The following is a 17,690-nucleotide window of genomic DNA, read 5'->3' as shown; positions in this document are numbered from 1 at the left end:
GGACTCCCCCACGGGGAGTCCGGCCACCGGCCGTTCCGGGCCCGGAAACCCGATGGCCCGGACGGTCCTGCCGGGTGATCATCGGCGGATGCCCTACCGCGCCGCGACCGCAGACCCCGCCGACATCGACCGCGCCCTCGCGTACCCCGCGGACGGCCCCGTCGCAGCCCTGCCCGCCGATCTCATCCGCGAGGAACTGGCCGCCGGCCGGTGCCGCCCCGAGTGGATCTGGTTCGCCGAGGACGAGGACGGCGAGATCCTGGCCCGCGCCCTCTGGTGGGGCCGCGAGGACAGCGAGCGGCCCGTCGTGCTCGACTGCCTCCAGGTCCGGGCCGGCGTCGCCGATCCGGCCACCCTCGCCGCCGGGCTGCTCACCGCCGGACACGCGGCGTTCGGGAACCTCCCCGGCTACCACGCCTCCCTGCCCCGCGACTGGCGCGCCCGGCCCGAGTTCACCGAGGCCGTGGCCTGGCGCCGGGAGGCGGCGCACGGGGCCGGGCTGACGAACGGGATCGAGCGCCTGCGCTACGAGTGGACGCCGACCGCCGGGACCGTGGAGCCCACCGGACGGCTGGTGTTCCGTGAGGGAACCGACGAGGAGTTCCACGAAGCGTTCGCCCGCGTCTCGGCGGGCAGCCTGGACCTGCACACCCAGGCGGAGCTGCGCACCATGGACGCCGCGCAACTGGCCCGCGAGGACATCGCGTTCTACCGTGACTGCCCGGGCGAACGCTCCTGGTGGCGCCTCGCGGAGCTGCCGGACGGCACCCTCGCCGGCCTGGCCGTTCCCTCCGCGACCCCCTACCACCGCAACGTCGGCTACCTCGGGGTCGTCCCCGGACAGCGCGGCAAGGGCCTGATCGACGAGATCCTGGCGGAGATCACCCGGTTCCACGCGGGCCAGGGCGCCGCGCGCATCACCGCGACGACCGACACCGTCAACGCCCCGATGGCCGCCGCCTTCGACCGCGCCGGCTACGAGGTGACGGAGATCCGGCTGGTCCTGGAAGGGCCGTCGCGGGCTTGAGCGGCGGGCGATAGCCTCCGGCCCGGAGGAAGGCCCGGAGGAAGGGGGGACGGGTGCCGATCGCCGAGTTGCAGGTGTACTCCGTCGAGCAGGCCGACGTCACGGGCGGGGTGTGCGTAGTCCGCGTCGTCGGCGGGACCGCGCGGGCCGGCCAGGTGTACACCGCCGGGGGCCTCAGGCTCGGCCTGGCCCGCATCGAGGCGTGGGGCGCGCCCCGGGACTCCGTCGACCCCCCGCACGCGGCGCGGGTCCACCTCACCGGGCCCATGGTCGCGCTCCTGTCCAGGGGGCAGGTGCTGACCTGCGTACCGCCCGCCGGACACCTGCTGGCCGACCTGGAGGCCTGGCTGGCCACCGACCCGCCGCTGCGCGAGGAGCCGCACCCCGAGCCCCTGCGCGCCCTGGCCGTGGCCCGGATGCACGACGAGGGCCTGCCCGACGCGGTGCGGCTGCGCTGGGGCCGGGTGGCGCTCGCCGCTGTGGCCCGGGGGGATTACCCGGACGAGACGGCCCGCGGGGTCGAGCGGGCGGCCGTACGGGGCTACCTCGTCGAGCGGTTCGGGCCCGGCCCGGGCGGCGACCCCGCCGAACTGTGCCGGGAGGCGCTGGCGCTGATCGACCTGACCCCGGCGCAGGCGGCGGCCGAGGCCGAGGTCTGGCGGGACCTCCCCCGGGACCGGATCCTCGCCCTGCGCCGGATCAAGAACCTGCTGCCCTGGATGACCCTGGCCCGGCCCCATCTGGCGGCCGGCGACCCCCTCCGGGCGGCCGTCGACGCCTGGACGGCCCTCGCGCCGCGGCTGCCCTGAACCCTGCCGGCCCGCGTTTCCCTAACCGGCCTTGGCGGCGTTGCCGAGCACGTTCGTCGGGGTGATGCGCACGACCACCCGTACGTTCTCGGCGGGAGCTTCTGCGTATTCCCGGCCGGCGCCCGGCCCCATGTACTCCTCGGCGATCCGGACGGCCACCGCCCGCCCGGTGTCCTCGGTGACCGAGGCGGTGCCGCGGATCTCCGCGTAGAGGAACGGGTTGGCCAGGTCGAAGACGGTCAGGCCGACCCGCGCGTCCCGGGCGATGTTCCGCTCCTTGCGGCGCCCCTGCTCGGTCGAGACCAGCAGTTCGTCGCCGTCCCGGGTCACCCAGACCACCGAACTCTGCGGCCCGCCGTCGGGGTTGAGCGTCGTCAGCACGGCCGGGTGCGGCGCGTCCAGCAATTTGCGTACGGTGTCGTTCAGCTCAACAGTCATACGGCCGAGGCTAGTCGGGGCCGTGCGGCGGTGCTCCCGGTTCACCCGCCCCGCGCCGCGACTACCCGAGGTCTGCGGCTCAGCTCCAGGCGAGGTTGCGCCACGGGCTGCCCGCGTCGCCCGTCAGCTCGCGGTGCGCGCTCGCCATCTCCTCGTACCAGGGCCCGAATTCCTCCTCGTCGAACTGCATGCAGCGGCCGAGGACGAACCCCGACGACAGCTCCTCCCAGGACCGGTACGCGAGCCGGCACGCCTTTCCGGCCCGCACCACGGCGTCCTCGGCCTCGGCGAGCGTCCCGAAGCGGGCGCCGACGCCCCAGCGGGCCATCTGGGAGGCCCGGCCGTAGTCCCACGCCTCCACCGACCGGACGTACTTGCCCTCGCCGAGCACCCCGTCCGCCCGGAACCGCTGCTCGTAACGGGTGATCCGGCCGATGACCCGCTGGACGCCCGCGATCTCGCCCTCCACCTCGGCGGTCGGCCGCGGCTGCGCGACCGTGACCCCGTCGGGGGTCAGCCGCGGCTCGGCGGCGCGCTCGGCGTTGGCGCGCAAGGTCGCCTCGGTGGCGTGCCGCCAGTGCTCGATGTCCACGGGCCCGGCGAACTCCTGGGCCAGCGCCTGGCGAACGCGCAGGGCGAACTCCCAGACGGGGCTGACCATGTCGGCCCGCAGCAGCCGCTCGACGGTGACGAGCCACTCCTCGCGGGTGGTGACGCCCCAGCTGTCGCGGAGCTTCTCGCGCTCCTTCGTGTAGCCCTGGCCGTGGTAGGCGAGGGCGTTCCAGAACATGCCGTTGCGTACGGACAGGTGCGCCCCGCAGGCCAGCCCGAAGGCGACGGGACCGTGCAGCGGCCCGCCGACGTGGAGGGCGTGCACCTTGCCCTGCTCCAGGCCCACGCACCTCGGGCGGCGGCCGTCGTGCAGGGCCCAGGTGGCGCGGTGCGCCGGGGACGCGGGAAGGAGGGTCTCGAAGGGCGTCCCCGGGTTGACCGCCAGGTACGCGGGCCCGTCGGCCGGGAAACTCTCGCAGAACCAGCCGAGGTCGACGCTCTCGAAGACCAGGTCGGCGGTGGGCGCGGGCAGCATCCCCTCCGTGAAGACGACGTACGCATCGGCGCGCGCCCGGGGCAAGTGGACCCGCTGTCGCCGTACCCGGGTGGGATGGGCGTCCTGGAAGGACCGTTCCTGCGGAACGAAGAGGCCGGCGAGCGCGAGGGCGTCGAAGAACACCGGCCAGTTCCCTGCGGCCTTGGCCGCTTCCAGCTCTCGTTCCACGGCGCTCGGTGCGGTCCAGGTCCCCATGGGGAAACCCTATCCGGGCGTATCGGACGGCAGTTCACCCCGTGCCGCCCATCCGAACGCCCGGTCTACCTTGGGCCCTGCCGCTGGGCACGCGGCAGACACCGAAAGGCGGTCCACTTCGTGAAACGGTCCGACTCCGCACCCCCGGCGACCTCCCCGATCACCGTCTACTGGCGGCCCGGCTGCGTCTTCTGCATGAAGCTGTGGTTCAAGCTCCGGCTGACCCGCACGCCGTACCGGCCCGTCAACATCTGGCGCGATCCCGAGGCGGCGGCGTTCGTGCGGAGCGTCGCGGACGGCAACGAGACCGTCCCCACCGTCGTGGTCGGGGACCGGCCGGCCTTGGTGAACCCGACGCTCCGGCAGATCCGTAACGCGGTGTGACGGGGGCGCGTCCGTATGGGTCGTGCCCGAGGGTGAAGGGATTTGGGCAGGTCAGGCAGCAGTTTTCCACCGTTGCGCGGCGTGTCGGCGGTGCTGGAGGGGTGGCTCCGGTTGCGGGCGGTGACGGGCTGTCGGTGAGTGGTATGGGGCAGCTCCACCGCCCCGCGACATCCAGAGCCACCATCACTGACATCTCTGAACAGGAGAGAGCCGTTGCACCGCATCACCCGCTACTCCGTTCCCGCCGCCCTCTGCGTGACCCTGCTGACTGCCTCCCCGGGCATCGCGGCAGCCGTCTCCGCTCCCGAGGGAAAGCCCGTCGCCGCCGCCGGGCAGGCCGTTCCCGGCAGTGACGCACTGCTCGCACAGGTACAGTCGCTCGGCGCCGCCGCCGGCGTGCTCGAACCCGTCACCGACCTGGTGTCGGCGGTGCTGAAGTCGCCGAACGGGAAGGTGTCGGAGGCCGACCTGGCCGCCGTCAAGCAGCAGCTGGAGCCCGCCTTCGCGGAGCTGCGGCAGACGCTGCCCACCTCCGCGGCGCCGCTGCCGGCCCCCGTACCGGCGAACCCGGCGGTCGCGAACCAGGTGGTGGCGAAGCCGGCCGACCCGCCGGCCGACCCGCCCGCCGACCCGGTGGCGAAGCCGCCGGTCGCGCAGCCCGCGAAGCCGCCGGTTGCCGAGCCGGCCAAGCCGCCGGTCGTGCAGCCTCCGGTGGCCCAGCCCGCGAAGCCGCCGGTCGCCGAGCCCGCGAAGCCCCCCGTTGCCGAGCCGGCCAAGCCGCCGGTCGTGCAGCCTCCGGTGGCCCAGCCCGCGAAGCCGCCGGTCGCCGAGCCCGCGAAGCCCCCGGTCGCGGAGCCCGCGAAGCCGCCGGTGGCCCAGCCCGCGAAGCCCCCGGTCGCCGAGCCCGCGAAGCCCCCGGTCGCGGAGCCGGCCAAGCCGCCGGTCGCCCAGCCGGCCCAGCCGGCCGCGCCCGCCGCGCAGCTGCCCGCCAAGCCCGCCGCCGCGGTTCCGGTCGTCGCGCCCAAGGCCGCCCCGGTCGACAAGGCGGCCGCCGCCGTCGACAAGCTCAAGGCCTCCGTCGACGGTCTCCTCAAGGTCGCCGCGACGGGCAGCAGCTCGGCCGACGCCAAGGCCAAGGCCGACATGGTCGTGACCGACCTCGGCGCCGTCCTGGTCGCCCTGATCAACGGCGCGGGTCAGCAGAAGGCGCCCGCCGCCTAAGGGCTGAGCACCTTCCCCAGTACCCTGCGTCCCCGGCGACCTTCGCGCGCCGGGGACGCAGCGGTGCCCGCCCCGTCCCGTTCCCGCACGCCGGACCGTACGACCCCCGTGCCACCGCGCGACCGCGGAACCCCTCTTGACGCCCCCTCGCGCCGGGGAGACGCTCCCGGGTCTCGCCCGTATCCGAACGGGCGACCGCACACTGGGGGGCCGGCATGCCGCAGGAGTCCGTGCGGACGGCGGGGGAGCTACGGGCACGGCTCGCGGAGCTGGGAGCACGCTGGTCCGTCAGCGAGCACCTCGCCGACGAAGAGCCGCTCCCGCGCCCCTCCCTCGGCCTGGACCGGGCGGCGCGCCCGACGACCGCCGCCGAGGCGGGAACCGTCGATCTGCGGGCGCCGGCCGGCTACCCGAGCGGCAATCCGCACCTCACCCGGCGCAGGGCGGCGCACGGCCTGCTGCCCGGCACCCGGGAGTCGGCCACGGCCCTGCCCGCCGCTGTGGACTGGCGCGAGCGGTGGGGGTGGCGGTGGCTCGGCCGGGTGAAGGACCAGAACCCGTGCGAGTCCGGCTGGGCCTTCGCGGCGGCCGGTCTGGTGGAGTCCATGGCCCGGATCGAGCACCACGTGTGGGCGGCGCGGTCCGAAGGGGACGTACGCGACGGACTGCGCCTGACCTGCGGACAGGGCTCGGACCCGGAGACCGCGCTCGACTGGATCCGGGACAACGGCGGCCTCGCCGACCCCGGTTGCCGGCCTTACACCATCCCGCCCCCCGGCCTGCCGGCCGAACGGCGCGACGCCTGGGGCTCCGGGTACACGCCGAGCTGGGACCGGTCGGGCCGGACCGTGCGGATCACCGACTACGTGCGGCTCGGTGACATCGGGCAGCAGAAGGTCTGGCTGGACGCGGTCGGCCCGCTGACCGCCTGCCTCGACGTGTACGACGACTTCTTCGGGCTCGGCTCCGGCGTGTACCACCGTACGAGCGACCGACTGGCGGGCGGCCACTGCGTACTGGTCGTCGGTTACGACGACGCGGCGGGCTGCTGGCTCTTCCGGAACTCCTGGGGCACCGGCCACCACGTCGGCGGCTACGGGCGGATCGGGTACGGCGAGGCCCGCATCGACCACTGGGCCAAGTGCGGGCTGACCGGCACCAACATCGACCCCTGGAGCAAGCGCCGGTTGCACGCGGGCAACGTGTACGAGAGCGGGAACGGCCGCGCCCACCGCAACTTCGAGCTGGCTGCGGCCACGGGCGACGGCAGCCTGCGGCACTGGTGGCGCGAAGGCGAGGCGCCCTACGCGTGGACCCCGGCCAAGACCTTCGCGCAGGACGCGTCGGGTCAGCCCGCCTTCACCGGCACCACCTACAACCGGAACATGGAGTCCCTGCACGTCACCACCGGCGGCCGGCTGCGCCACTGGTACTACGAGCAGTCCGGCGGCGCCTGGCGCGACGGCGGCGCCTTCGGCCCGGGCGACGCGGCGATCGGCTCGACCCCGGCCTTCATCCAGAGCGACTACGGCCAGCCCGGCAACTTCGAGGTGGTGGTCCGCACCGCCGACGGACGGCTGAACCACTGGTGGCGCATCAACGGGGCGCCCTGGACCTGGAACGACGGCGGCCGTTTCGCGTCCGGCATCGCCCATTTCGGGCCCGCCCTCGTGCAGACCCGCTCCCGCCACCTCGACCTCGTCGCGACGCGCACGGACGGCCGGATGCAGCTGTGGTGGCGCGACGACCGCGACCGTTTCGCCTGGCACCCGGGCGAGGTCTTCGGCAGCGCGATCACCTCCGCGCCGTGTCTGATCGAGGCGCAGTACGGGGCCACCGACGAGGAGAGCGCCGGGAACTACGAGCTGTGCGTGGTCGGGGCGGGCGGCCGGGTCGAGCACTGGTGGCGCGGAAACGCGGGTGACGGCGCCTGGACCCGCGGCGCGGTCTTCGGGCGGGACGCGCTCGCCGTCACGGGGATGCTCCAGGGCAGTTTCGGGTTCGGCCTGGAGGTGATCGTCCTGCGCACCGACCATCTGCTCCAGCACTACCGGCGGGACGGCGCGGGGTGGCGCACCGGGCCGGTGATCGGCCCGGCGTGAGCCGGCCGCCCCGGGAGACCCGGCGGCCCGGCGGTCCGCATCCTGGACGGGCGAAACCCTTGTACCCCGCATGTATCTATCCTGTGCGCATGACTTCCGCGTCCCCCGTCGTGACCGCTGCCGACCGCGTCTACCAGCACGTCAAACAAGGGGTGCTGGGCCGCCGCTACGAGGGCGGCGCCCTCCTCACCGAGGGCGAGGTCGCCGAAGCCGTCGGGGTGTCCCGTACGCCGGTGCGCGAAGCACTGCTGCGCCTGGAGACCGAGGGGCTGCTGAAGCTGTACCCGAAGAAGGGCGCGCTGGTGCTTCCGGTCTCCGCACAGGAGATCGCCGACGTCATCGAAACCCGGCTGCTGGTCGAGGAGTTCACCGTCCGCAAGGCCGTGCCCGCCCCGCCCGCCCTGCTGGAACGGCTCGCCGCACTCATCGACGAGCAGCGCCGGCACGCCGCCGAGGGGGACCTGGTCGCGCTGATGGCCGCCGACCGGGCCTTCCACGCCGAGATCGTGCGCCACGCCGGGAACCAGATCCTGAGCCGGCTCTACGACCAGCTCCGCGACCGGCAGCTGCGGATGGGCGTGGCCCTCCTGCACGCCCACCCCGACCGGGTGGAGCGGACACTGGCCGAGCACACGGAGATCCTGGACGCCCTGCGCGCCGGGGAGCCGGAGCCGGCCGCCACCGCCGTACGCGCGCACGTGGGCCGGGTTGCGGCGCTGGTGCGCGGGGCCGGCCGATGAGCTGGCCCACGCCGCCGCGGCTCCCCCTGGACCCGCCCGGCGGGCGCCGGGCCCTCGCCGTCTGGGGGATCGGCGTCGCCGTGTACTTCGTCGCGGTGATCTTCCGTACCAGCCTGGGCGTCGCCGGGCTGGATGCCGCCGACCGCTTCCACGTCAACGCGTCGGCGCTCGCCACCTTCTCCCTCCTCCAACTGCTGGTCTACGCGGGCATGCAGATACCCGTCGGGCTGATGGTGGACCGGCTGGGCACCAAGCGGGTGCTGACGCTGGGGGCGCTGCTGTTCACAGTCGGGCAGCTCGGTTTCGCGCTGGCGCCCTCCTACGGGACCGCGCTGGCCGCGCGCGCCCTGCTGGGCTGCGGCGACGCCATGACCTTCATCTCCGTGCTGCGGCTCGGCACGCGCTGGTTCCCGGCGCGGCGCGGGCCGCTGATGGCCCAGCTGGCCGGGCTGGTGGGCATGGCGGGCAACCTCGTCTCCACACTGGTGCTGGCGCCGGTGCTGCACGGCGTCGGCTGGGTGCCGGCCTTCGCGGGGAGCTCGGCGGCGGGCCTCCTCGTCCTGGTGCCGCTGGTGCTGTTCCTGCGCGACCACCCGGAGGGGCACGCGCCGCCGCCCGTGGCGCGCGCCGCCGGAGGCGGGTTCGTACGCCGTCAGATCGCCGAGTCCTGGCGGGAGCCCGGGACCCGGCTCGGACTGTGGGTGCACTTCACCACTCAGTTCCCGGCGATGGTGTTCCTGCTGCTGTGGGGGATGCCGTTCCTGGTCGAGGCGCAGGGGCTGTCGCGGACCACCGCGGGCGGGCTGATGACGCTGATCGTCGTGGCGAACATGGGCTTCGGGCTGCTGTACGGGCAGCTCGTCGGCCGCCGCCAGGGCGCGCGGATCCCGCTGGCGCTGGGCACGGTCGCGGCCACCGCCGCGCTGTGGGGCGCGGTGCTGGCGTACCCGGGCGGGCGGGCGCCGATGTGGCTGCTGACCGCGCTGTGCGTGGTGCTGGGGACCTGCGGGCCGGCCTCGATGATCGGCTTCGACTTCGCCCGCCCGGCCAACCCGGCGGAGCGTCAGGGGACCGCTTCGGGAATCACCAACATGGGCGGTTTCCTCGCGTCGATGACGACGCTGCTGGCCGTGGGCGTCCTGCTCGACGCCACCGGCGACGACTACCGGATCGCCTTCTCGTCGGTCTTCTTCCTGGAAGTGCTCGGCCTCACCCAGATCCTGCGCCTGCGCCCCGCCGCCCTGGCCCGCGAACGCCTCCCGCTCGCGGCGGCGCCGGGGCCCGGCCCCGTCACCCCGGCCCGCGCCCGTACGTAGCGGCGGGCGCACGGGCCGGGGAGCGGGGGCGGCTACGGGGTCACGGCGAAGTGCGTCAGGATCGCGTCCGCCAGGGCGGCGTCGCCCTCGGCCTTCACCCGGTCCGCGACCACGTGCGGCCGGACCCGCCCCGCCGCGAGCCGCACGTACGTCTCCCAGTCCATGGCCAGCGTGACCGCCGGGCCCAGCGAGGGGGCCTTGTCCAGCGTGCCCCGGCCCTGCGCGTCCACCCGCACGGTCCGCATGAACTCCAGCTCCCCGTGCACATCGAGCACCACGGCCGAGTTCGGGGGCGCGCCCGCCTCCTTCGCGACCACCTTCGGCAGCCCGGCCAGCAGGATGTCCCGCGCCACGTACGCGCCCGGCGAGTCCAGGTTCCCGGGTACGCCCAACGCCGCCCGCAGGTCCTGCTCGTGGATCCACACGTCGAACGCCCGCAGCCGCAGCGCGAACTCCAGCGTCACCTGGTCGCCCAGCGGACCGCGCACCATCGTGGCCGGATCCCGCTTCTCGTTGCGCAGCTGCCGCTGGCGCCGGATGACGGTGTACTCCAGCTCGGAGGTCATCTCCGGGGCGGTGTGGTGACGCCGGACGTCCACCTGCACCTCCATGTACCGGGTGAACTCGTCCACCACGTGGCGCAGGTCGCGCGGCAGCGTGTGGATCGGCCGCGGATCGCCGAGCTGCTCGCACTCGATGCCGATGACGTGTGACACCACGTCACGTACCGACCAGCCGGGGCAGGGGGTCGCCCGGTTCCACTCGCCCTCGGCCAGGGGGAGGACCAGCTCGGATATCGCCTCGATGGAATGTGTCCACGCGTCGGCATAGGGCTGAAGGCTGGGATGGACGGTCAACGGGACCCCTCGCGTGCTGTTCAGTGGCGCGTTGTGGACTGTGCCCAAAACTACGCTGCCGGTGAGTGCCCCGGCAGTGCTTTCGTGTGACGATCGTAGGCCCGAGCTGACGGACACAATGCAAGGACGGTGGTAGTGTGCGCGCCTCTCTGATCCAAGTCGCGGTCAACGAGGGCGAATCGGTCGCCTCCCGGCGGGCCCGGGTGGCCGGTCTCGTACGCGAGCAGTCCGCCGCCGACCTCGTGGTGCTGCCGGAGCTGTGGACGGTCGGGGCGTTCGCCTACGAGCAGTTCGAGACCGAGGCGGAGCCGCTGGACGGCCCGACGTACGGGGCCATGTCCAGGGCAGCGGCCGACGCCGGGGTCTGGCTCCACGCCGGTTCGGTCGTGGAGCGGGCCGGCGACGGCTCGCTCTACAACACCGCGCTGGTCATCTCCCCGGCCGGCGAGCTCGCCGCCAGCTACCGCAAGATCCACCGCTTCGGCTTCGACCAGGGCGAGGCGGTGCTGATGGCAGCCGGGGACACGCTGACCACGGTCACCCTGCCGGAACAGACGCTCGGCATCGCCACCTGCTACGACCTGCGGTTCCCCGAGATGTTCCGCGGCCTGGTCGACGCCGGGGCGACGACGATGGTCGTGGCCGCGGGCTGGCCGGCCCGGCGGCGGGCCCACTGGACGCTGCTCAACCGGGCCCGCGCCGTGGAGGACCAGGCGTACGTGCTGGCGTGCGGGCTGGCCGGCACCCACGCGGGCGTCGAGCAGGCCGGCCACAGCCTGGTGGTGGACCCGTGGGGCGAGGTGCTCGCGGAGGCCGGGCCGGGCGAGGACGTGCTCACGGTCGAGCTGGACCCGGCGAAGGTCGCGGACACGCGCGAGCAGTTCCCGGCGCTGAAGGACCGCCGCCTCGGGCGCTGAGCCGACGGTCGGGGCGAGGGTTGGCGGCCCGGCCGCCGGGTACACGGGCCGCGACGGAAGAAGCGGAACAGGGGGGCGGGCGCCATGTCCGAGGAGACCGAGGAGACCGGGACCACGGTCGAGGCGGCGATCGAGGCGGCACTGGAGCCGCACGAACCGTTCCCCGGCGAGGTCGCGGCCCGCGACCGGGTACGGGCCGAGGCCACCGGCATGACCCACCACCAGGCGGCGGCCGCCCTGGAGCGGGCCCTGAACGCCGCGGCTGCGGGCGACGTGGCCGGCGCCGACGCGCCCGCCCGGGCCGCCCTGGCCGAGTGGCAGCGGATCACCGACCTCCTCGTGGACCACGGCGGCCCGTACGCACCGGAGGCCGACCCCTACGCACAGGGCCAGTTGACGGCGCGCCGCCGCTGACCCGGCTACCGCTCCTCCCGCTCTTTCTCGGCCATCCGGATCACGCACACGGCGACGGCGATGAGCAGCGCCGCGTCCGCGTCCTCCCGCACCACGTCCACCGCGTACGTCTCGCGGATCCGGTACCACTGGCGGGAGACCAGCGCGAGCAGCTCCCCGTCGTACTCGACCTTGAACTCGCGGTCCAGGATCCGCCCGCTCACGTCCAGTTCGGTGCCCTCGGCCAGGGTGACGAGGTAGTGGTTGCGCAGCAGGGAGAGCCGCTTCTTGCGGATCACCGCGAGCCGGCGCTCGTCCCGCTCCAGGGTCATCGCGTCGCGGAAGGCGAGCCACTTCTCCCGCAGGGTGATCAGGATCCGGCCGTCGCGGTCCTTGAGCTCCAGGGTGTCGCGCAGGCGCAGGGCCTTGCCGTCGACGAGGAAGGCGTGGCGGCCGTCCTCGTCCTCGATCCAGTAGTCGTCCCCGATGGCCAGCACTTTGTCCCGTACGAGGTATTTCATGGCCTGATCCGTGCCCGCGATAGGTTGCCGCCATGCCTCTGCTCTATGTCACCGACCTGACGTACCCGGCGCGCGGCCGCCGCTACTGCGACGAGGACATATTCCTCACCGGGCGGCTGCGCGGGCACTTCCCGCTGGCCCTGTGCCACCCGCGGGACGCCAAAGCCCTGATGGGCGGCTTCGACGCGGTAGTGGTCCGCAACAGCGGCCCGGTCCTGCACCACCAGGAGGCCCACGACGCGTTCCGCGCCGCCGCCCTGGCCGCGGGCACCCGGGTCTACAACCCGCTGACGGGGCGCGGCGACATGGCGGGCAAGCAGTACCTCGTGGACCTGACGGCGGCCGGCTACCCGGTGATCCCGACGGTCGACGACCCGGCGCACCTGCACCTGCTGCCGCGGGTCGAGCAGTACGTGGTCAAGCCGAAGCAGGGGGCGGACTCCATCGGCCTCACCTTCACGGCGGACCCCGCCACCGCCGAGCCGGGGCACTCCCTGATCCAGCCGCGGATCGACTTCGCGTACGAGGTGTCCTTCTACTTCGTGGACGACGCCTTCCAGTACGCCCTCTACGCCCCGGACCCCGAGCGCCGGTGGGAGCTGGAGCCGTACGCCGCGACCCCGGCGGACCTGGCCTTCGCCCGTGCCTTCGTCGAGTGGAACACCCTCGCGCACGGCATCCAGCGCGTGGACGCCTGCCGCGCCCCCTCCGGCGACCTCCTCCTGGTGGAGCTGGAGGACCTGAACCCCTACCTGTCCCTCCACCTCGTCCCGACGGACGTCCGGGACGCCTTCGTCACGTCCCTCGCCCGTTCCCTCGACTCCTTCCTGTCCTAGAGCTCGCTGGTGTCGAGCACGATCCCGAACGGCTCCGGCAGCCGCACGGCCGTCCCGAACGGGTGCGGCCCGTCGACCCCGGCGTAGCCGAGCCGCCCGGGCTCGGAGAACAGGGTGACCGTCTTGTCCAGCCGGTCGACCAGCAGGTACAGCGGCGCGCCGTACTCGGCGTACCGCTTGCGCTTGACCACACGGTCCGTCTCGGCATTGGACTCCGAGGTCACCTCGACGATCAGCAGGGTCTGATCGGGGAGGAGGGCGCCGCCGCCCTTCGCCAGTTCCTTGGGGGCGACCGCGAGGTCCGGGACATACCAGTTCGCTGAGCCAGGCAGGTCCAGATTGCCGGACCCGGTCACACAGCCGAGTTCTTTGACCCGCGGTTTGATCTGATCGCGGATCTCCTCAGCCGCGTTCTCGTGATCCCAGTCCGGCGTCACGTTGCTGATGACCCCTTCAACGATCTCGGTGCGGTCGCCGCTGTGGTGCTGGATGGCGTACTTCAGGGCACGCTCGGGGTCGATGCCCTCGCCGTAGTCGTACGCGGTCGTCATACCGGACGCCTCCTTCGCTGCCTTGCGGCCAGCGTGCCACGGCGGCCCGCCGACCGTCGTCACCCCCGGGGGTACACCTGGTCGGGGATGGCAAGCTTGAAGGATGAACGATGCCGCACCGGCGCCCACCCCCGCGCCCGCTACCCGCCGTGCCCGTGTCCGTGCCCCCGAGCTGATCGGCAAGGGCGGCTGGCTGAACACCGGTGGGAAGGAACTGACCCTCGCCGACTTCCGAGGTCGCGTATTGATCTTGGATTTCTGGACCTTCTGCTGCATCAACTGTCTGCACGTCCTCGACGAGCTGCGCGAGCTGGAGGAGAAGCACCGGGACACCGTGGTGATCGTCGGCGTGCACTCGCCGAAGTTCGCGCACGAGGCCGAGCACGCGGCCGTCGTGGACGCCGTCGAGCGGTACGAGGTGCACCACCCCGTCCTCCACGACCCCGAGCTGGCCACCTGGAAGCAGTACGCCGTGCGGGCCTGGCCCACGCTCGTGGTGATCGACCCCGAGGGGTACGTCGTCGCCCAGCACGCCGGTGAGGGGCACGCGCACGCCATCGAGCGGCTCGTGGAGGAGCTGGAGGCCGAGCACGCCGCCAAGGGGACGCTGCGGCGCGGGGACGGGCCGTACGTGGCGCCCGAGCCGGTCGCGACCGACCTGCGCTTCCCGGGCAAGGCCCTGCTGCTCGACAGCGGGAACCTGCTCGTGTCCGATTCGACGCGGCACCAGCTCGTGGAGATGGCCCCGGACGGGGAGAGCGTCGTACGCCGCGTCGGCAGCGGCGAGCGCGGGTTCGGCGCCGACGCGTTCAGCGAGCCGCAGGGCCTCGCGCTGCTGCCCGACGGCAAGGTCGTCGTCGCCGACACCGTCAACCACGCGCTGCGTACGTACGACCCCGCCACCGGGGCCGTCGAGACCGTCGCCGGGACCGGCCGTCAGTGGTGGCAGGGCTCGGCCACCTCCGGGGCCGCCCTGGAGGTCGACCTGTCCTCGCCGTGGGACGTGGCGTGGTGGCAGGGCAAGGTGTGGATCGCCATGGCGGGCGTGCACCAGCTGTGGACCTGGGACCCCGGGGCGGGGACCGTCGCCGTCGCCGCCGGCACGACCAACGAGGGGCTGGTGGACGGGCCCGCCGCCGAGGCCTGGTTCGCGCAGCCGTCCGGGCTCGCCGCGGCCGGGGACCGGCTGTGGGTCGCCGACTCCGAGACCAGCGCCCTGCGCTACGTGGAGCCGGAGCCCGAGGGCGACGGGTACGTGGTCCGGACCGCCGTCGGCACCGGCCTCTTCGACTTCGGCCACCGCGACGGCGACGCCGCCCAGGCCCTGCTCCAGCACCCGCTCGGGGTGACCGCGCTGCCCGACGGCTCGGTCGCGGTCTGCGACACGTACAACCACGCGCTGCGCCGCTTCGACCCGGCGACGGGCGAGGTCTCCACCCTCGCCACCGACCTGCGCGAGCCCAGCGACGCCGTCCTCGTCGGCGGGGACATCGTGGTGGTGGAGTCGGCCCGGCACCGGCTGACGCGGCTGCGGCTGCCCGAGGAGGCGGTACGGGTCGACGCGGTCGCCCACCGCACGCAGCGCGCCGCCACCGAGGTCGCGCCCGGCACGCTCCGGCTCGACGTGGTCTTCCAGGCGCCGAGCGGGCAGAAGCTCGACACCCGCTACGGGCCCTCGACCCGGCTGCTGGTCTCCTCGACCCCGCCCGGGCTGCTGGCGGCGGGCGAGGGTCCGGGCACGGACCTGTTCCGCGACCTGGAGCTGAACCCGGAGGTCACCGAGGGCGTGCTGCACGTCTCCGCGATGGCCGCGTCCTGCGACGACGACCCGGCGAACGAGTACCCGGCCTGCCACGTCCACCAGCAGGACTGGGGCGTTCCGGTGACGGTCACCGCCGACGGGACCGGCCGCCTCCCGCTGGTTCTCGCCGGCATGGACGCCTAGCGGGCAGGGCCCCCGGCCCGCGGAGACCGCGGGCCGGGGGTTGTTCAGCCCTCCAGGAACGCCACCAGGGCGTTCGCCAGCAGGAACGGGTCGTCCGCGCCGCACAGTTCGCGGGCGCTGTGCATCGACAGGATCGCCACGCCGATGTCGACGGTCTGGATGCCGTGCCGGGCGGCCGTGATCGGGCCGATCGTCGTGCCGCAGGGCATGGAGTTGTTGGAGACGAAGGTCTGCCACGGCACCCCGGCCCGCTCGCAGGCGGCCGCGAACACCGCGCGCCCGCTGCCGTCGGTGGCGTACCGCTGGTTGACGTTGACCTTGAGGATCGGGCCGCCGTTGGCGCGCGGGTGGTGCGTCGGGTCGTGCCGCTCACCGTAGTTGGGGTGCACGGCGTGGCCCGTGTCCGAGGACAGGCAGACGGTGCCGGCGAAGGCGCGCGCCCGGTCCTCGTACGAGCCGCCGCGCGAGAAGACAGAACGTTCCAGCACGTTGCCCAGCAGCGGGCCGTCCGCGCCGGTGTCGGACTGCGAGCCGTTCTCCTCGTGGTCGAAGGCGGCCAGGACCGGGATGTGGTCGAGCTTGGCCGCCCCCGAGACGGCCGCCAGGGCCGCGACGCCCGCGTGCACCGACAGCAGGTTGTCCATGCGCGGGCCGGCCAGCAGCTCGCGGTCACGGCCCAGGTACGCCGGTGCCTCGATCGAGTGGACCATCAGGTCCCAGCCCGCCACCGAGCCCTGGGCCAGGCCCTCTTCCTCTTCCAGGAACGCGATCAGGTCGCCCTCCTGTACTTCGCCCAGGCCCCAGATCGGCTGCATGTGGCGCTGCTTGTCGAGCTTGAGCCCGTCGGTGTTCACCGACCGGTCCAGGTGCACGGCGAGCTGGGGTACGCGCAGCAGTGCCCGGTCCACGTTCACCAGCCGCTCGCTGCCGTCCCGCAGCGTCAGCCGGCCGGCCAGGCCGAGGTCGCGGTCCAGCCAGGTGTTGAGCAGCGTCCCGCCGTAGATCTCGACCGCGATCTGCCGCCAGCCCTGCGAGCCCGTGTCGGGGACCGGCTTGACGCGCAGGTTGGGGGAGTCGGTGTGGGCGCCGATGATGCGGAACGGGGTGTGCGCGGCGGCGCCTTCCGGTACGTACCAGGCGATGATCGCACCGCCGCGGAGTACGAACCTGCCCCCCGTTCCCGAGTCCCAGGCGTCCGATTCCGACAACTGCCTGAAGCCTGCCTTTTCCAGCCGCTCGGCCGCGTTGGCCACGGCATGGTACGGCGACGGACTGGCCGTCAAGAAGGCCATCAGATCGTCGGTGTGGCCGCGGTCGAAGTGGGCGGGAGAGCTCATGTGGTTCACCTTAACGACGGTCGTGTTCGCCATGGCCGGACTGCGGCGGATAGCGGAAAGGTCAGGGTGGCGCGGGATGTGTGGCCCGCGGTCCCGTCGTTTTCAGCCCGGCGGACGCTCGAATCTGCGCTGTAGTTGCCGCCGCTCGCCCCGGTGGATGCGCGGGAGCATCTCGGGGGTCTGCGGCGGGCGCTGCGCGCGTCTTTTGCGTCCGGCGCAGAAGATACAGGCCTCACCCGGCGGGGCATCGGGGTCGATCGGTGCTCCGGGGTGTTCGGAGCATCCGGAGGCGTTGCGGGGGCGGGACAGTTCCCGGGCGACGATGAAGGCGCGGTGCAGGTCGTCCGCGATCCGTACGAAGTCGCCGGCGGGGGAGGAGATGCCGAGGTGGAAGCGCTGGTCCTCGATCGTACGGAGGTACCCGCGCAGCAGTTCGTGGGTGTACGGGGGCTCGGGCACCGGGTAGCCCAGCCGGCGCTGCTCCCCGGGGACCGGGGCGGCGGGGCCGGGGCGCCCGCCGTGCCTGCGCAGGCCGAGCCGGCGCCGGTCGTTGCAGATCAGGCAGCGGCCCCAGCCGTCGGGCGCCTCGGGGTCGAGGGCGCCGTTGGGGTGTTCGGGGCAGCCGGTGTAGCTCTTGGCGGGGGCCAGCCCGGCGGCGGTCTGGAACGCGGTGTAGAGCGCGTCGGCGAGGCCCTCGTACTCGGCGGGGTGGGAGCCGTCGTACAGCTCCCGGGCGTGGTCGCCGAGGCTGCCCAGGGTCGCCTGCAGCTCCTTGAGGGCGTACGGCCGCCCGGTGGGGACGGAGTACCCCCTGCCGTTGCCGTGCTGATCCTGTGGAGTCATGCCTAGAGCGTCCCACGGCCGACTGACAAGGGAGGAATGCGCAGGTGACGGCCGCGCTCGCCGGGCTCCCGGCCCTTCGCCCGGCCCCGCCGTCCGCCCCGGCCCGGGGTGCCTGCGCCGGGTGCGCCCCGTACGCCAGCGGCCGGACCT

At 73.7% G+C, this 17,690-nt stretch carries 18 protein-coding genes; 11 read left to right on the top strand and 7 right to left on the bottom strand.

The window, feature by feature from the left end; genetic code table 11:
* Positions 1–88: 88 nt before the first annotated feature.
* Both ACWGH1_RS27500 and ACWGH1_RS27495 read left to right on the top strand, forming a co-directional pair.
* Positions 89–1,027, top strand: a complete 939-nt coding sequence (locus ACWGH1_RS27500; RefSeq protein ID WP_453356174.1) for a GNAT family N-acetyltransferase — start codon at positions 89–91, stop codon at positions 1,025–1,027.
* Positions 1,028–1,080: 53 nt separating this feature from the next.
* The gene (locus ACWGH1_RS27495; protein ID WP_453356173.1) at positions 1,081–1,836 is read left to right on the top strand and encodes a hypothetical protein; all 756 of its coding nucleotides are present in this window, start codon (positions 1,081–1,083) and stop codon (positions 1,834–1,836) included.
* A gap of 21 nt (positions 1,837–1,857) precedes the next feature.
* On the opposite strand, the gene ACWGH1_RS27490 is transcribed toward ACWGH1_RS27495, so the two are convergent.
* The gene (locus ACWGH1_RS27490) at positions 1,858–2,274 is read right to left on the bottom strand and encodes a PPOX class F420-dependent oxidoreductase (protein ID WP_453356172.1); all 417 of its coding nucleotides are present in this window, start codon (positions 2,272–2,274) and stop codon (positions 1,858–1,860) included.
* A 79-nt stretch (positions 2,275–2,353) separates the two neighbouring features.
* Positions 2,354–3,577 carry a DUF1266 domain-containing protein gene (locus ACWGH1_RS27485; RefSeq protein WP_453356171.1) on the bottom strand — a complete coding sequence of 408 codons (1,224 nt, stop codon included), beginning with the start codon at positions 3,575–3,577 and terminating at the stop codon, positions 2,354–2,356.
* 120 nt (positions 3,578–3,697) lie between these two features.
* Between ACWGH1_RS27485 and ACWGH1_RS27480 the strand changes: the two genes are divergently transcribed.
* The 5 genes from ACWGH1_RS27480 (at position 3,698) to ACWGH1_RS27460 (ending at position 9,340) form a co-directional block, all read left to right on the top strand.
* The gene (locus tag ACWGH1_RS27480; protein ID WP_453356170.1) at positions 3,698–3,961 is read left to right on the top strand and encodes a glutaredoxin domain-containing protein; all 264 of its coding nucleotides are present in this window, start codon (positions 3,698–3,700) and stop codon (positions 3,959–3,961) included.
* A 213-nt stretch (positions 3,962–4,174) separates the two neighbouring features.
* A complete protein-coding gene (locus ACWGH1_RS27475) occupies positions 4,175–5,182 on the top strand; it encodes a hypothetical protein (RefSeq protein WP_453409090.1) in 1,008 nt (335 codons plus the stop codon).
* 215 nt (positions 5,183–5,397) lie between these two features.
* Entirely contained in the window at positions 5,398–7,284 is a 1,887-nt protein-coding gene (locus ACWGH1_RS27470; protein ID WP_453353204.1) for a C1 family peptidase, read from the top strand.
* 89 nt (positions 7,285–7,373) lie between these two features.
* Complete coding sequence (locus tag ACWGH1_RS27465; RefSeq protein ID WP_453353205.1) at positions 7,374–8,024, top strand: GntR family transcriptional regulator; 651 nt, start codon at positions 7,374–7,376, stop codon at positions 8,022–8,024.
* The gene (locus tag ACWGH1_RS27460) at positions 8,021–9,340 is read left to right on the top strand and encodes an MFS transporter (protein ID WP_453353206.1); all 1,320 of its coding nucleotides are present in this window, start codon (positions 8,021–8,023) and stop codon (positions 9,338–9,340) included. Before ACWGH1_RS27465 ends, ACWGH1_RS27460 begins: the two co-directional genes overlap by 4 nt.
* Before the next feature lie 32 nt (positions 9,341–9,372).
* Here ACWGH1_RS27460 and ACWGH1_RS27455 read toward each other — a convergent pair whose 3' ends face one another.
* A complete protein-coding gene (locus tag ACWGH1_RS27455) occupies positions 9,373–10,197 on the bottom strand; it encodes a maleylpyruvate isomerase family mycothiol-dependent enzyme (RefSeq protein ID WP_453353207.1) in 825 nt (274 codons plus the stop codon).
* A gap of 137 nt (positions 10,198–10,334) precedes the next feature.
* On the opposite strand from ACWGH1_RS27455, the gene ACWGH1_RS27450 reads away from it, so the two are divergent.
* Together ACWGH1_RS27450 and ACWGH1_RS27445 are read left to right on the top strand one after the other, a co-directional pair.
* Positions 10,335–11,114: a carbon-nitrogen family hydrolase gene (locus tag ACWGH1_RS27450; protein WP_453353208.1), complete on the top strand. Its 780-nt coding sequence runs from the start codon at positions 10,335–10,337 to the stop codon at positions 11,112–11,114.
* Positions 11,115–11,198: 84 nt separating this feature from the next.
* The gene (locus tag ACWGH1_RS27445) at positions 11,199–11,528 is read left to right on the top strand and encodes a hypothetical protein (protein WP_453353209.1); all 330 of its coding nucleotides are present in this window, start codon (positions 11,199–11,201) and stop codon (positions 11,526–11,528) included.
* A 5-nt stretch (positions 11,529–11,533) separates the two neighbouring features.
* Here the strand turns inward: ACWGH1_RS27445 and ACWGH1_RS27440 are convergent, their stop codons facing one another.
* The gene (locus ACWGH1_RS27440; RefSeq protein ID WP_453353210.1) at positions 11,534–12,028 is read right to left on the bottom strand and encodes an LURP-one-related/scramblase family protein; all 495 of its coding nucleotides are present in this window, start codon (positions 12,026–12,028) and stop codon (positions 11,534–11,536) included.
* A gap of 32 nt (positions 12,029–12,060) precedes the next feature.
* Here ACWGH1_RS27440 and ACWGH1_RS27435 point away from each other — a divergent pair, with 32 nt between their 5' ends.
* Complete coding sequence (locus ACWGH1_RS27435) at positions 12,061–12,864, top strand: hypothetical protein (RefSeq protein WP_453353211.1); 804 nt, start codon at positions 12,061–12,063, stop codon at positions 12,862–12,864.
* Here ACWGH1_RS27435 and ACWGH1_RS27430 read toward each other — a convergent pair.
* Positions 12,861–13,415 (bottom strand): Uma2 family endonuclease, encoded by a 555-nt coding sequence (locus ACWGH1_RS27430; RefSeq protein ID WP_453353212.1) that lies wholly within the window; start codon positions 13,413–13,415, stop codon positions 12,861–12,863. The two genes, ACWGH1_RS27435 and ACWGH1_RS27430, sit on opposite strands and share 4 nt — an antisense overlap.
* Before the next feature lie 103 nt (positions 13,416–13,518).
* Here ACWGH1_RS27430 and ACWGH1_RS27425 point away from each other — a divergent pair, with 103 nt between their 5' ends.
* Positions 13,519–15,360: an NHL domain-containing thioredoxin family protein gene (locus tag ACWGH1_RS27425; protein WP_453353213.1), complete on the top strand. Its 1,842-nt coding sequence runs from the start codon at positions 13,519–13,521 to the stop codon at positions 15,358–15,360.
* Between the two features lie 44 nt (positions 15,361–15,404).
* Here ACWGH1_RS27425 and ACWGH1_RS27420 read toward each other — a convergent pair whose 3' ends face one another.
* Both ACWGH1_RS27420 and ACWGH1_RS27415 read right to left on the bottom strand, forming a co-directional pair.
* Positions 15,405–16,697, bottom strand: a complete 1,293-nt coding sequence (locus ACWGH1_RS27420) for a M18 family aminopeptidase (protein WP_453353214.1) — start codon at positions 16,695–16,697, stop codon at positions 15,405–15,407.
* A gap of 102 nt (positions 16,698–16,799) precedes the next feature.
* A complete protein-coding gene (locus ACWGH1_RS27415; protein WP_453353215.1) occupies positions 16,800–17,540 on the bottom strand; it encodes a hypothetical protein in 741 nt (246 codons plus the stop codon).
* Positions 17,541–17,690 lie beyond the last annotated feature (150 nt).

The organism is Streptomyces sp. NPDC054883, from assembly GCF_053610645.1.
The sequence above is the reverse complement of the archived record's forward strand: the minus strand, read 5'-3'. Positions and strand labels throughout refer to the sequence as shown.

Coding starts and splice junctions, on each gene's coding strand:
- ACWGH1_RS27445 (WP_453353209.1), top strand. CDS start 11,199: ATGTCCGAGGAGACCGAGGAGACCGGGACCACGGTCGAGGCGGCGATC.
- ACWGH1_RS27420 (WP_453353214.1), bottom strand. CDS start 16,697: ATGAGCTCTCCCGCCCACTTCGACCGCGGCCACACCGACGATCTGATG.
- ACWGH1_RS27425 (WP_453353213.1), top strand. CDS start 13,519: ATGAACGATGCCGCACCGGCGCCCACCCCCGCGCCCGCTACCCGCCGT.
- ACWGH1_RS27500 (WP_453356174.1), top strand. CDS start 89: ATGCCCTACCGCGCCGCGACCGCAGACCCCGCCGACATCGACCGCGCC.
- ACWGH1_RS27470 (WP_453353204.1), top strand. CDS start 5,398: ATGCCGCAGGAGTCCGTGCGGACGGCGGGGGAGCTACGGGCACGGCTC.
- ACWGH1_RS27460 (WP_453353206.1), top strand. CDS start 8,021: ATGAGCTGGCCCACGCCGCCGCGGCTCCCCCTGGACCCGCCCGGCGGG.
- ACWGH1_RS27435 (WP_453353211.1), top strand. CDS start 12,061: ATGCCTCTGCTCTATGTCACCGACCTGACGTACCCGGCGCGCGGCCGC.
- ACWGH1_RS27490 (WP_453356172.1), bottom strand. CDS start 2,274: ATGACTGTTGAGCTGAACGACACCGTACGCAAATTGCTGGACGCGCCG.
- ACWGH1_RS27465 (WP_453353205.1), top strand. CDS start 7,374: ATGACTTCCGCGTCCCCCGTCGTGACCGCTGCCGACCGCGTCTACCAG.
- ACWGH1_RS27415 (WP_453353215.1), bottom strand. CDS start 17,540: ATGACTCCACAGGATCAGCACGGCAACGGCAGGGGGTACTCCGTCCCC.
- ACWGH1_RS27430 (WP_453353212.1), bottom strand. CDS start 13,415: ATGACGACCGCGTACGACTACGGCGAGGGCATCGACCCCGAGCGTGCC.
- ACWGH1_RS27440 (WP_453353210.1), bottom strand. CDS start 12,028: ATGAAATACCTCGTACGGGACAAAGTGCTGGCCATCGGGGACGACTAC.
- ACWGH1_RS27485 (WP_453356171.1), bottom strand. CDS start 3,577: ATGGGGACCTGGACCGCACCGAGCGCCGTGGAACGAGAGCTGGAAGCG.